Source organism: Paraburkholderia sp. RL17-337-BIB-A (assembly GCF_046025895.1).
GTDB classification, from domain to species: domain Bacteria; phylum Pseudomonadota; class Gammaproteobacteria; order Burkholderiales; family Burkholderiaceae; genus Paraburkholderia; species Paraburkholderia fungorum_C.
The window spans coordinates 479,069-491,222 of sequence record NZ_JARESY010000001.1; the positions used below are offsets into that span (position 1 = coordinate 479,069).

The following is a 12,154-nucleotide window of genomic DNA, read 5'->3' on the forward strand; positions in this document are numbered from 1 at the left end:
CCCGTGGGGAACGGGAGGAGTCTTCAAAATGCAAGCCAGAGAAAACCTCGCGCAACAAGCCGCCAAAGGCGCGGCCGAAGCGCTGATACCGCAGTCAAACGACAAGGCGAAATGGTGGCAGCAGATCACCGAGTACAGCCTGATCCTGATCTTCATCGTGATGTTCGTCACGATGTCGCTGACGGTCGACCACTTCTTCTCGATCGAGAACATGCTCGGTCTCGCGTTGTCGATCTCGCAGATCGGCATGGTCGCGTGCACGATGATGTTCTGTCTGGCCTCGCGCGATTTCGACTTGTCGGTGGGTTCGACGGTCGCGTTCGCCGGTGTGCTGTGCGCGATGGTGTTGAACGCCACGGGCAATACCTTCATCGCGATCATCGCCGCGGTGGCGGCAGGCGCCGTGATCGGCTTCGTCAATGGCGCGGTGATCGCCTATCTGCGCATCAACGCGCTGATCACGACGCTGGCCACGATGGAAATCGTTCGCGGTCTCGGCTTTATCGTGTCGCACGGGCAGGCCGTGGGTGTGTCGTCGGATACGTTCATCGCGCTGGGCGGCTTGAGTTTCTTCGGCGTATCGCTGCCGATCTGGGTCACGCTGCTGTGCTTCATCGTGTTTGGCGTGATGCTCAATCAAACCGTGTACGGCCGTAATACGCTGGCGATCGGCGGTAATCCGGAAGCTTCGCGTCTCGCCGGTATCAATGTCGAACGCACGCGCGTCTTTATTTTCCTGATTCAAGGCGCGGTGACCGCGCTAGCTGGTGTGATTCTGGCTTCGCGCATTACCTCCGGCCAGCCGAATGCGGCGGAAGGTTTCGAGCTGAACGTGATTTCGGCGTGCGTGTTGGGCGGCGTGTCGCTGCTCGGCGGTCGCGCGACGATCTCCGGTGTCGTGATCGGCGTGCTGATCATGGGTACGGTCGAGAACGTGATGAACCTGATGAACATCGACGCGTTCTATCAGTACCTCGTGCGCGGCGCGATCCTGCTCGCCGCCGTGCTGCTCGACCAGTTGAAGAACCGCGGCTCGCGCGATTAAAACCGCGATCCACTTACCTTGCTCCAGGAGGAATCGAACGATGTCGTCTCCGGCCAATGCAAACGACCGTCTCGCGGACAACGCGTTTGCCCGCTATCCGAGTCTCGTCGACCGCACGGTGTTGATTACGGGCGGCGCGACCGGTATCGGCGCATCGTTCGTCGAGCATTTCGCGGCGCAGGGTGCGCGCGTCGCGTTCTTCGATATCGACGCGACTGCGGGTGAAGCGCTCGCCGATGAACTCGGCGATTCGAAACACAAGCCGCTGTTCGTGCCCTGCGACCTGACTGACGTCGACGCGCTGCAAAAAGCGATCGCTGATGTCAAAACCGCGCTCGGGCCGATACAGGTGCTCGTGAACAACGCAGCCAACGATAAGCGTCACACGATCGCTGAAGTCACGCGCGAGTCTTTCGATGCGGGTATCGCGGTGAATATCCGTCATCAGTTCTTCGCGGCGCAGGCCGTGATCGAAGACATGAAAGCGGCCAACGCCGGCTCGATCATCAACCTCGGCTCGATTAGCTGGATGCTGAAGAACGGCGGCTATCCGGTGTACGTGATGTCGAAATCGGCCGTGCAGGGTTTGACGCGTGGTCTCGCCCGCGACCTCGGTCACTTCAACATCCGCGTCAACACGCTGGTGCCGGGCTGGGTGATGACGGAAAAGCAGAAGCGTTTGTGGCTCGACGACGCAGGCCGCCGCTCGATCAAAGAAGGCCAGTGCATCGACGCTGAACTGCAACCGGCCGACCTCGCGCGCATGGCGCTGTTCCTCGCCGCGGACGATAGCAGGATGATCACCGCGCAGGACCTCATCGTCGACGGAGGCTGGGCGTGAGTGCGGACACCTACGTGCGATTGCCTGCGGGGTCGCCGCCACCCTGCGCGGCACTCCTGCTCGACACAAAATGCACGCTCGGCGAAGGCGCGACGTGGTGCGCGAAAACCGGCCGCTTCTACTGGACCGACATCGAAGGCGCGCGCCTATGGCGCTATGACCCGAGCGACGGCAGCACCTCATGGCCCATGCCCGAGCGACTCGCCACGTTCGCGCTGTGTGCCGATCCAACGTACTTGCTGCTCGGCCTGGCGACGCATCTGGCGTTCTTCAATCTGGTAACGGGCGAGACGCAGCGTATCGTCGACGTCGAAGCTGGCATGAACACGCGCGTGAACGACGGCCGCTGCGATCGTCAGGGTCGTTTCGTGTTCGGTACGAAAGACGAAGGTTTGCCGCTGCAAGCGGTCGGCGGGTTTTATCGTCTGAACCATGATTTGTCGCTGGAGCGGTTGCCGTTGCCCGCGCCGGCGATCTCGAACAGCATCGCGTTCAGTCCCGATGGCGCGACGTTGTATTACTGCGACTCACCGACCCGTGAAATCCGCACGTGCGACTATCGCGCGGACGGCGGCATCGCCAACGACCGCGTGTTCACGACATTGACCGACGCGAGCGGCGAGCCCGACGGCTCGACCGTCGATCACGATGGCGGCCTATGGAACGCGCAATGGGGCGGCAGGCGCGTGGTGCGGTATGGCCCCGACGGTGTGGAAACCGAGCGCGTCGAGGTGCCGACCGCGCAACCGAGTTGCGTGGCGTTTGGCGGTCCCCCAAACGGACATCCTTCCGGGCAGGCGGAACTGAACACGCTGTACATCACGAGCGCGCGCATCGATCTCGACGCGGCCGCGCTCGCGGGCGATCCTGGTGCGGGCGGCGTATTCATCGCCACGCCCGCACGGCACGGTTTGCCGGAGCCCGTGTTCCAAGGCTCGCCGAGATAGCGCAGAATGACGCTGCCTCAGTCGCGAGGCGGTAACGGAGGGCGGTTTAGCCGTGACTTTGAAGGCGAATCAGCAGTTGATGTCGCAAAACCAGTGGCAGCAAATCGGCAGCATGCAGTTCGGACCCAGAGGCGACCGGTTAAAAAAAAATCGCCCAACAGCATCCGTCAGCAATGACGGCAACGTCCCACGCCTCTCGATGGAGCCAGATATGACTGTTGCGAATCTTGTTTCCGCTTCTTCTCAGACCCGACGCGCGCGACTCAACGCCGCGGCTAATCCGGTGCTTCCCGGGCCCAGTACGTCGGCGGTGGCGGTCGGCGAAACCAGCGGCGGCGATGTCGCGTGTATTACGCTCGCCAACGCGCACTTGCGCCTCGACGTCGCGCCGACGCTCGGCGGCGGCGTCACCCGTTTCGACTGGCGCAACGACGGTGCGCTCACGCCGATTTTCCGGCGCTGCCGCCATGTCGGCTCGGATACCCAGCCGAACCAGCTCGCTTGCTATCCGCTGCTGCCGTATTCGAACCGGATCGGCGGCGGTCATTTCAATGTGGCGGGGCGGCGTGTCGAAGTGCCGCAAAATCGCGCCGACGAGCCCTTGCCGATTCATGGCGACGGTTGGCTCTCCGCCTGGCAGGTCGCGCAATCGGATCGCGAAAATGTGCGTCTGACGCTCGATCGCCGCCACGGCAAACCGTACGCATTTCGCGCGACGCAAACCTATACGCTCGACGGCGCCACGCTCGTCATCACGCTGGAAATCGAGAACGCCGGCCGCGAGGCGCTGCCTTTCGGGCTGGGCGTGCATCCATTTTTCGTGCGTGACGCGGATACCGAGTTGTCGGCGGCGGCCGGCGGCCTGTGGCTCTCCGGCGACGACTGGCTGCCGGTGCGTCACGTGCCGACGCCGCCCGCATGGCAATTTGGCGTGGCGTATCCACTGCCGGAAGCCATCGTCAATCATGCGTTCACGGGTTGGAGCGGGCAGGCGGCGGTGGTGTGGCCCAAGCGCCGCCTGTCGCTGAATATTGCCGCCGACACCGACTACTACGTGCTGTACACGCCACCGGGCGAGGACTTCTTCTGCTTCGAGCCGGTCGATCATCCGATCAACGCGATGAATCTGGCCGGCGGCGCATGCGAGAACGGCATGACGATGCTGGGACGGGGCGAGCGGCTGACGCGCACGTTCCGCTTCACTGTCGAACGCACCGGGTTGCGTTCAATGCCGGGTGCGCGCGGGGCGCGGCGGAAACAGTAGCGGGCGAGCAGGGCGCGGCGGAACGGGAGCGCGCGTTCCGACCCGAGGCAGGACGCCACCCTCTGGGCTGGCATTGAACCGCGGCTGCGAAACGGAACGCCCGTCATGATCCGGGGCAAACCCAGCCCGGGTTGGCATGATGCCTGGCCGCGGCCTCCCGCGCAGGACGGGTAAAATACGCGCCTCTTCCGTTATCGGCTCGCCGCGAGACTCACCATGTCCAATTTCATCCAGACACTCAACGACGCCTGGCAGCGCACGAACTCGCTGCTGTGCGTCGGCCTCGATCCCGAGCCCAGCAAATTCCCGGGCGCGCTCGCGAACCGTCCCGAAGCGATTTTCGACTTCTGCCGCACCATCGTCGATGCGACCGCACCGTACGCGTCGTCGTTCAAGCCACAGATCGCGTACTTCGCCGCTCATCGCGCGGAGGACCAGCTCGAGCAGCTGATCGCGCACATTCATGCGCACCATCCTGGCTTGCCGGTGATTCTGGACGCGAAGCGCGGCGACATCGGCAGCACCGCCGAGCAGTACGCGCGCGAGGCATTCGAGCGCTATCAGGCGGAGGCGGTCACGGTGAATCCGTATATGGGTTTCGATTCGATCGAGCCGTATCTGGAGCACGCGGGCAAAGGCGTGATCGTGTTGTGCCGGACCTCGAACCCGGGCGGGTCGGATCTGCAGTTCCTGGAGACGGGCGGACGGCCGTTGTATCAGGTCGTCGCGCAGCTGGCGGCGGACAAGTGGAATGCGAGCGGTCAACTCGGGCTCGTGGTCGGCGCGACCTTCCCGAAGGAAATCGAAGTGGTGCGTGGGATCGTCGGCGATATGCCGCTGCTGATTCCGGGCATCGGCGCGCAAGGCGGCGATGTTCAGGCGACGGTCAATGCCGGCCGCACGGCGAACGGCACGGGCATGCTGATCAACTCGTCGCGGGCAATTATCTATGCCGGCAAGGACGAGGATTTCGCCGAGGCCGCGGCGAAGGTCGCGATGGAGACGCGTGACCGGATTAATGCGTTCCGGTGATAAAGGGTGGTCGTCGTGATGGACGATCGTTGAATCAATTCCCGCTGTTGTTCGGGCTGGTCCAGCGGCCGACGTGCTTTCGCTTCCGTCGAGGCAGGTCAGGCGGGGCCGGCCTTTGTTTTGTTGACGCTCGTGTTGCCGCTGGTCGCAGGCTCTGCATCTGTCCAGGCTAATCAAGCGACCGGCCCGAGCCCCTGCCTTCTGTCGATGCCGATCAGGTACCCGGCCCCAGGCGCTCAATCAACGCCGCATGCCGCGGATGCTGCGCTTTCAAAGCCTCAACATCCGCCAGCTCGAACTCGCTGAATTCGAAACCCGGCGCCACCGTGCAGCCCACCAGCGCGAACGTCGCCGGGTCCGCGCATTCCGCGGCAAACCACAGCCCCGCGGGCACCACAGCCTGAAACACGGCACCCGAATGCGTTAGCGCATTGCCCAACCTGTGTGTGATCAGCGAACCGGCTTCGTCCAGCACGTGGACGTTCAACGGCTCGCCGGCATAAAAATGCCAGACCTCGTCGGACTTGATCCGATGCCACGCCGAATGTGCGCCGTCACAGAGCAGGTAATAAATCGCGGTGGACGCCGAGCGCGTCTGCATTGAACCGTCGCCGCGCCGCACAGGCTCAGCGGACCGGTACGTCTCGCTGAAAAATCCACCTTCCGGATGCGGCTTCAGATCGAAGCGACGGATCAACTCGTCTTTGGCGGTGTGCGAAGCAGATACGTTGGGCATCGGGGGCGGCGCCTCGCTGTTGAACCAGAAGTTAATGTTCGCGCTCGTCGAGCAGGGCCAGCACGCCGCGCAACGCGTGCGCTGCGGCCTGCACGCGGATCTTCTCGCGGTCGCCCTTGAAAACTTTGGTTTCCACCGAGGTATGCAGCCGATTGCTCCAACCGAACGACACCATGCCGACCGGCTTGGTCTCAGTGCCGCCGCCCGGGCCGGCGACGCCGGTAATCGATAGCGACACCTGCGCGCGGCTGTTGCGCAGCGCGCCCTCGGCCATCGCGCGCGCCACTTGCTCGCTGACCGCGCCGTGCTTGTCGATCAGATCGGCCGGCACGCCGATCATTTCGGACTTCGCCTGATTCGAATACGTGACGAAGCCGCGCTCGAACCAGCCGCTGCTGCCGGAAATATCGGTAATCGCGGTCGCCACCATGCCGCCAGTACAAGATTCGGCAGTGACGAGCATCAGGCGCTCGTCGCGCAGGCGGTTGCTCACGCGAATCGCAAGCTGGTGAACCACGGAATCGGTAGGCATGGCTTCAATCCGGAAAACGGGGAATGGCTGCGGGAGGCGGCCGGTGAGCGGTGGCCGGTGGCCAGCGGAAAGTGGCCGACCGGCACCAGCCAACGGGCAGCGGTTAAACCGACATGCGCCAGAGCGCGATCACGAGCAGCGTGAAAAACGCGGCGACCAGGTCATCGAACATGATGCCAAAGCCACCTTTCAGCCGGCGATCCAAATAGCCGATCGGCGGCGGTTTCACCATGTCGAAGAAGCGGAACACGATGAACGCCCAGAACTGCCCGCTCAGCGTGACCGGCGTAACTATCAGCAGTACCAGCCAGAAGGCGATGATTTCGTCCCAGACGATCGACGACGGATCGTCGATACCCAGCTTCTTCGCCGTAAAGCCGCAAATCGCAATGCCACCGAAAAACCCGGCGACGATCAGGACGCCCCACTCGACCACGGTCAGGTAACGGCTCAAGACGGCGAATGACGCCCATGCGAACAGCGTGCCGATCGTGCCCGGCGCGACCGGCGACAAGCCGCTGCCAAAACCCAGCGACAGAATGTGCAGCGGATGCGACAGCATGAAACGCGCGGTAGCGCGGCGCGGCTGCGGACGCGGCGCGCGCGGACCGGACGCGTTGGGCGGCGGGTTGCCGATGAGATCGTCGGCGGGGACCAGCGGGGGATCAGTCTGCATGGAAGTGATCGAAGCCTTGCAACGTCAGAGTGAGCGGCGCGCCGGCGGCGTCGCGCCAGCCGATCGCCGGGCGGTCGGCCGCCGTTTGAAGACCGCTTATTGTACCGATGCGCGTAACCGGTACCGCCACTTCGCGGCCGGCTGCTTCGACCTTCGCGCGCGCGGCAACCGGCGCGGTGAAGCACAACTCGTAATCGTCGCCGCCGGCGAGCGTGCAGCGTCGCTGGATCTCGGGCGAGAGGCGGCGCAGGGCGGTGGAGCGCGGGACGGCGTCGGCATTGACGGTGGCCTGCATGTCCGAGCGTTCGAGGATGTGCAGCAGGTCCCCGGCGAGACCGTCCGAGAGATCGAGCGCCGCATGCGCGATGCCTCGCAACGCAAGGCCGAGGGAGATGCGCGGCTCCGGACGCTCGAGGGCGCGGCGAAACGTCGCAGTGTCGCTGGCATCGGCGGACCACTCACCGCGCTGCACGCCCAGGCCCGCACGTGCATCGCCGAGTGTGCCGGAGATCCAGATGTCATCGCCCGGTTGGGCGGCGTCGCGGCGCAGGGCAACTTGCGGCGGCACGCTGCCGAACACGGTGATGCACAGATTCAATGGGCCGCCGGTCGTATCGCCGCCGATCAGAGCGCAGCCGTAGCGCTCGGCCAGCGTGAAGAGCCCATCGCTAAACGCAGCGAGCCATGCCTCGTCGGCCTTTGGCAAGGAGAACGCGAGGGTGAACGCCTGGGGCCGCGCGCCCATCGCGGCCAGGTCCGACAGGTTCACCGCGAGCGCCTTGTGACCGAGCGCCTGCGGATCGACAGCGGGGAAAAAGTGGCGGCCTTCTACCAGCATGTCCGTCGATATCGCCAGCATTTCTCCCGGGCGCGGCGCGAGCAGGGCGCAGTCGTCGCCGATGCCGAGCTCACCTTCCTCGGCACGGGACGCCACGCCGCCTGCGCGGCGGGCGAAAAAACGATCGATCAGTGAAAACTCGGAGAGCATGGTGGCGATGGGCAATTGATAAGTGCAAGCGGTAAGTGCAACCGGATAAGTGCAACAAAAAAGCCGCTAACGGCGCGCATTGTATGGAAATGAGTGGAATTAACGCTCGATCGGTCCTCGGCTCCGCTTCATTTCGTGGTCTCGGCGAAGCACGCCACATCCTGTCTTTCGCGCTGTTTCAGTCGCGGCAGTTGTATCCGTATTGAAGGGATTGAGCCGTCAATTGGGGCTACAATGCCGTCGAACATCTATTCTAATCCGCACTTCGAAGCCCGCCTTATGTCGACTCCCGTCAATAGCAAACTCCGCGAAGCCGCCCTCGATTATCACGAGTTCCCGACCCCCGGAAAGATCGCGATCGCCCCGACCAAGCAGATGATCAACCAGCGCGACCTCGCGCTGGCGTACTCGCCGGGCGTTGCGTTCGCGTGCGAGGAAATCGTCGAGAATCCGCTCAACGCCGCGCGCTTCACCGCGCGCAGCAACCTGGTCGGCGTTGTCACGAACGGCACCGCAGTGCTGGGTCTGGGCAACATCGGGCCGCTCGCCTCGAAGCCGGTCATGGAAGGCAAGGCCGTTCTGTTCAAGAAGTTCGCCGGCATCGACGTGTTCGATATCGAGCTGAACGAGTCCGACCCGCACAAGCTGGTCGACGTGATCGCGGCGCTCGAGCCGACTTTCGGCGGCATCAACCTCGAAGACATCAAGGCGCCGGACTGCTTCATCGTCGAACGTGAATGCCGCAAGCGCATGAAGATTCCGGTCTTCCACGACGACCAGCACGGCACCGCGATCGTCGTCGCGGCAGCGATCACCAACGGTCTGAAGGTGGTCGGCAAGGACATCAAGAAGGTCAAGCTGGTATCGTCCGGCGCGGGCGCGGCGGCGCTGGCCTGTCTGGATCTGCTGGTCGACATCGGCCTGCCGCTCGAGAACATCACCGTCACCGATCTGGCCGGCGTGGTCTACAAGGGCCGCGTCGAACTGATGGACCCGGACAAGGAGCGCTTCGCACGTGAAACGGAAGCCCGCACGCTCGCTGAAGCGATCGGCGGCGCGGACATTTTCCTGGGCCTCTCGGCTGGCGGCGTGCTCAAGCAGGACATGGTCAAACAGATGGCGGACAAGCCGCTGATTCTGGCGCTGGCCAATCCGACACCGGAAATCCTGCCGGAACTGGCGCTCGAAGTGCGTCCGGACGCCGTGCTGTGCACGGGCCGCACGGACTACCCGAACCAGGTCAACAACGTGCTGGTGTTCCCGTTCCTGTTCCGCGGCGCGCTGGATGCGGGCGCGACGACGGTGACGCGGGAAATGGAAATCGCGGCGGTCAACGCGATCGCCGAACTGGCGCGCCAGGAGCAGAGCGATATCGTCGCGACCGCGTATGGCATCCAGGATCTGTCGTTTGGTCCGGAGTATCTGATTCCGAAGCCGTTCGATCCGCGCCTGATCGTCAAGGTCGCACCGGCGGTGGCGAAGGCCGCGATGGATTCGGGTGTCGCCGAGCGTCCGATCGAGGACATGGACGCTTACGAACAGCATCTGCAGCAGTTCGTCTATCACAGCGGCACGACGATGAAGCCGATCTTCCAGCTGGCGCGTGGCGTCGAGCCGGAGAAGAAGCGCATCGTGTTCGCTGAAGGCGAGGAAGAGCGCGTGCTGCGCGCCATGCAGATCATCGTCGACGAAAAGCTGGCGAAGCCGATCCTGATCGGCCGCCCGGCGGTGATCGAGCAGCGCATTGCGCGCTACGGCCTGCGCCTGGTCGCGGGTCAGGACTACACGGTCGTGAACACCGATCACGACGAGCGCTATCGTGACTTCTGGCAGGAATATCACAGGATGATGTCCCGCAAGGGCATCACCGCGCAGATGGCGAAGCTCGAAATGCGCCGCCGCACCACGCTGATCGGCGCGATGCTGGTGGAAAAGGGCGAGGCGGACGGCATGATCTGCGGCACGGTGTCCACCACGCATCGCCACCTGCACTTCATCGATCAGGTGATCGGCAAGAAGCAGGGCGCGAAGGTCTATGCGGCGATGAACGCGCTGGTGTTGCCGAACCGGCAGATTTTCCTGGTCGACACGCACGTGAACGTCGATCCGACGCCGGAGCAGCTGGCCGAGATCACGATCATGGCGGCTGAAGAAGTGCGCCGCTTCGGTATCGAACCGAAGGTCGCGCTGGTGTCGCATTCGAACTTCGGTTCGAGCAATGCGCCGAGCGCGCAGAAAATGCGCGACACGCTGGCGATCCTGCGCGAGCGCGCGCCGGAGCTGCAGGTGGACGGGGAAATGCACGGCGACCTGGCGCTGGACGCGAATCTGCGCCGCGAAATCCTGCCCGACTCGACGCTCGAAGGCGACGCGAACCTGCTGGTGCTGCCGAACATCGACGCGGCCAACATCTCGTACAACCTGCTGAAGACCGCTGCGGGCAACAACATCGCGATTGGCCCGATGCTGCTGGGCGCGGCCAGGCCGGTGCATGTGCTGACGGCTTCGGCCACGGTGCGCCGGATCGTCAACATGACGGCGCTGCTGGTGGCGGATGTGATCGCGTCCCGCTGATTCCTGATCCGGGACTAAAAGCGTGGCGTGGCCTTTGGCAGGCGCCATGCAAAAAAAGGCGTGCCCGCAATGGGCACGCCTGCGGGTGAACAGGGGATTGCCACCCTAAAAGAGGCTGAATGAGGCCATTCCGCCCCCGAAAGACTGTAGAAATCGCAAGGCATTCACTTCAGAAATGGCTGCGCAACGGATAGCCTGCAGGCTTGGGCGCGCACGATTCGCTTCATCGGGCTAATTTTAGCCCGTACAAGCTAAATATTCTGTCAAAAGTCGTCAAAGCCCGATCCGTAGCTCTTTCCCGCGCGATTGGGCGCTTTCGCGTGTCCGGTGAACGTTGATTCTGTGGGGTTTTAGCGATACCCTTACGACTTTCATGGTCGTCAAACTCGTGATCTAACAGCGGGGAACCTTGATTCATGGCACGCAAGTGGCAGCGCATGAAAGGCGTGCTGACTGGTGCTTTGATGCTCTGCGCTTTATGCGGCTCCGTGCCTGGCGCGTTTGCGCGCGACTACACGGTACCCGCCGAGTCACAAGCACAGGTGCAGGGCACTATCGCGGCGGCGCAGTTGCCACGCGAAGCGGTCAATACATTGAACTTGATTGCCGCGGGCGGGCCTTACCCGTATGAGAAGGATGGCATCGTATTCGGCAATCGCGAACGGTTGCTACCGCCGCATCGGCGCGGCTATTACCACGAATACACCGTTCCCACGCCTCGTTCACGAAATCGCGGGGCGCGTCGCATCGTCTGCGGAGGTCCGCTACGGCGGATCGACAACTGTTACTACTCGGACGACCATTACACCAGTTTCAATCGTATTGTTGAATGACATCGGGATGAACGGCATGAGCGACAACGTCTACGCGCACGACTCCGGAGTCGCGACGGATCTTTTCGCGGCTGGCGACGGCAATTTGTTCCAGCGCGTCATGCGGATGCGTGCCGGCGACCAGGGCAGGGATAACCAGAGCGAAGGCAGCACTGTGGTTTCATCGAACGAGGAGCCCATGAGCCTTTTCAAGACCGTACGACCTAACATCGTACAGTCGATCCGCGCGTTTCGCGTGCAGGATCTAGCTGACGAGGCCAATCAACTCGGCCAGCACTTTCTATACGCGTACTGTGCGAACGCTCAGTCCAAACAGGAAGTGCTGGAGACCATTGCGACGTCGTTCCTGTTTCCGAAGCATTTCGGCAAGAATTACGACGCGCTCTACGATTGCCTGACCGATCTGGTCCAGAAGGCAGGCGCGCAGCCCGGTTTCGTGATCGTGCTCGAACAGCTGCCGGTTGCGCAAAAGTTCGACAAGGAAGGGCGTGAGACGCTTCTCGACGTGTTCCGTGAAGCGGCCGAGTTCTGGGCCGAACGCAAGGTCGCGTTCCGGGTGTTTTATTCGTTTGCCTGAAATTTGCTGGGTGATTTGCGCGGGCGATTTATCTCCGCGCCGGCTACCGCGAAGGAAAGAGAAAGGCCCGCCAACAGGCGGGCCTTTGCTTTGATGTTTGAACCAGCCG

At 63.2% G+C, this 12,154-nt stretch carries 12 protein-coding genes; 8 read left to right on the plus strand and 4 right to left on the minus strand.

The features are described from left to right. Positions 1-28 precede the first annotated feature (28 nt). From araH to pyrF, 5 genes are all read left to right on the plus strand, one after another. Positions 29-1,045 carry an L-arabinose ABC transporter permease AraH gene (araH, locus tag P0D84_RS02265; protein WP_408332084.1) on the plus strand — a complete coding sequence of 339 codons (1,017 nt, stop codon included), beginning with the start codon at positions 29-31 and terminating at the stop codon, positions 1,043-1,045. A 40-nt stretch (positions 1,046-1,085) separates the two neighbouring features. Beyond that, complete coding sequence (locus P0D84_RS02270; protein ID WP_408332086.1) at positions 1,086-1,886, plus strand: SDR family NAD(P)-dependent oxidoreductase; 801 nt, start codon at positions 1,086-1,088, stop codon at positions 1,884-1,886. Beyond that, positions 1,883-2,833 (plus strand): SMP-30/gluconolactonase/LRE family protein, encoded by a 951-nt coding sequence (locus tag P0D84_RS02275; protein ID WP_408332088.1) that lies wholly within the window; start codon positions 1,883-1,885, stop codon positions 2,831-2,833. The genes P0D84_RS02270 and P0D84_RS02275 overlap by 4 nt, the downstream gene beginning before the upstream one ends. A gap of 211 nt (positions 2,834-3,044) precedes the next feature. Further along, on the plus strand, positions 3,045-4,097 hold the full coding sequence (locus P0D84_RS02280; protein ID WP_408332090.1) for an aldose 1-epimerase: 1,053 nt from the start codon (positions 3,045-3,047) through the stop codon (positions 4,095-4,097). Between the two features lie 216 nt (positions 4,098-4,313). Then, a complete protein-coding gene (pyrF, locus tag P0D84_RS02285; protein WP_408332092.1) occupies positions 4,314-5,129 on the plus strand; it encodes an orotidine-5'-phosphate decarboxylase in 816 nt (271 codons plus the stop codon). Positions 5,130-5,343: 214 nt separating this feature from the next. On the opposite strand, the gene P0D84_RS02290 is transcribed toward pyrF, so the two are convergent. The 4 genes from P0D84_RS02290 to thiL form a co-directional block, all read right to left on the minus strand. Then, the gene (locus P0D84_RS02290) at positions 5,344-5,865 is read right to left on the minus strand and encodes a cupin domain-containing protein (protein WP_408332094.1); all 522 of its coding nucleotides are present in this window, start codon (positions 5,863-5,865) and stop codon (positions 5,344-5,346) included. Positions 5,866-5,896: 31 nt separating this feature from the next. Continuing rightward, positions 5,897-6,397: a CinA family protein gene (locus P0D84_RS02295; protein ID WP_168795226.1), complete on the minus strand. Its 501-nt coding sequence runs from the start codon at positions 6,395-6,397 to the stop codon at positions 5,897-5,899. A 103-nt stretch (positions 6,398-6,500) separates the two neighbouring features. After that, on the minus strand, positions 6,501-7,073 hold the full coding sequence (locus P0D84_RS02300; RefSeq protein WP_408332096.1) for a phosphatidylglycerophosphatase A family protein: 573 nt from the start codon (positions 7,071-7,073) through the stop codon (positions 6,501-6,503). Then, positions 7,063-8,061, minus strand: a complete 999-nt coding sequence (gene thiL, locus P0D84_RS02305) for a thiamine-phosphate kinase (RefSeq protein ID WP_408339618.1) — start codon at positions 8,059-8,061, stop codon at positions 7,063-7,065. The genes P0D84_RS02300 and thiL overlap by 11 nt, the downstream gene beginning before the upstream one ends. Before the next feature lie 234 nt (positions 8,062-8,295). On the opposite strand from thiL, the gene P0D84_RS02310 reads away from it, so the two are divergent. From P0D84_RS02310 to P0D84_RS02320, 3 genes are all read left to right on the plus strand, one after another. Continuing rightward, the gene (locus P0D84_RS02310; protein WP_408332098.1) at positions 8,296-10,635 is read left to right on the plus strand and encodes an NADP-dependent malic enzyme; all 2,340 of its coding nucleotides are present in this window, start codon (positions 8,296-8,298) and stop codon (positions 10,633-10,635) included. Positions 10,636-11,051: 416 nt separating this feature from the next. Continuing rightward, the gene (locus tag P0D84_RS02315; RefSeq protein WP_408332100.1) at positions 11,052-11,468 is read left to right on the plus strand and encodes a ribonuclease; all 417 of its coding nucleotides are present in this window, start codon (positions 11,052-11,054) and stop codon (positions 11,466-11,468) included. A 16-nt stretch (positions 11,469-11,484) separates the two neighbouring features. Continuing rightward, positions 11,485-12,045, plus strand: coding sequence for a barstar family protein (locus P0D84_RS02320; RefSeq protein WP_323043186.1), 561 nt, complete (start codon positions 11,485-11,487; stop codon positions 12,043-12,045). The last annotated feature ends 109 nt before the right edge of the window (positions 12,046-12,154 follow it).

Bases quoted from the DNA above. Each gene is read 5' to 3' on its own strand.
- araH (WP_408332084.1), top strand. From the start codon at position 29: ATGCAAGCCAGAGAAAACCTCGCGCAACAAGCCGCCAAAGGCGCGGCC.
- P0D84_RS02270 (WP_408332086.1), top strand. From the start codon at position 1,086: ATGTCGTCTCCGGCCAATGCAAACGACCGTCTCGCGGACAACGCGTTT.
- P0D84_RS02280 (WP_408332090.1), top strand. From the start codon at position 3,045: ATGACTGTTGCGAATCTTGTTTCCGCTTCTTCTCAGACCCGACGCGCG.
- pyrF (WP_408332092.1), top strand. From the start codon at position 4,314: ATGTCCAATTTCATCCAGACACTCAACGACGCCTGGCAGCGCACGAAC.
- P0D84_RS02290 (WP_408332094.1), bottom strand. From the start codon at position 5,865: ATGCCCAACGTATCTGCTTCGCACACCGCCAAAGACGAGTTGATCCGT.
- P0D84_RS02295 (WP_168795226.1), bottom strand. From the start codon at position 6,397: ATGCCTACCGATTCCGTGGTTCACCAGCTTGCGATTCGCGTGAGCAAC.
- P0D84_RS02300 (WP_408332096.1), bottom strand. From the start codon at position 7,073: ATGCAGACTGATCCCCCGCTGGTCCCCGCCGACGATCTCATCGGCAAC.
- thiL (WP_408339618.1), bottom strand. From the start codon at position 8,061: ATGCTCTCCGAGTTTTCACTGATCGATCGTTTTTTCGCCCGCCGCGCA.
- P0D84_RS02310 (WP_408332098.1), top strand. From the start codon at position 8,296: ATGCCGTCGAACATCTATTCTAATCCGCACTTCGAAGCCCGCCTTATG.
- P0D84_RS02315 (WP_408332100.1), top strand. From the start codon at position 11,052: ATGGCACGCAAGTGGCAGCGCATGAAAGGCGTGCTGACTGGTGCTTTG.
- P0D84_RS02320 (WP_323043186.1), top strand. From the start codon at position 11,485: ATGAGCGACAACGTCTACGCGCACGACTCCGGAGTCGCGACGGATCTT.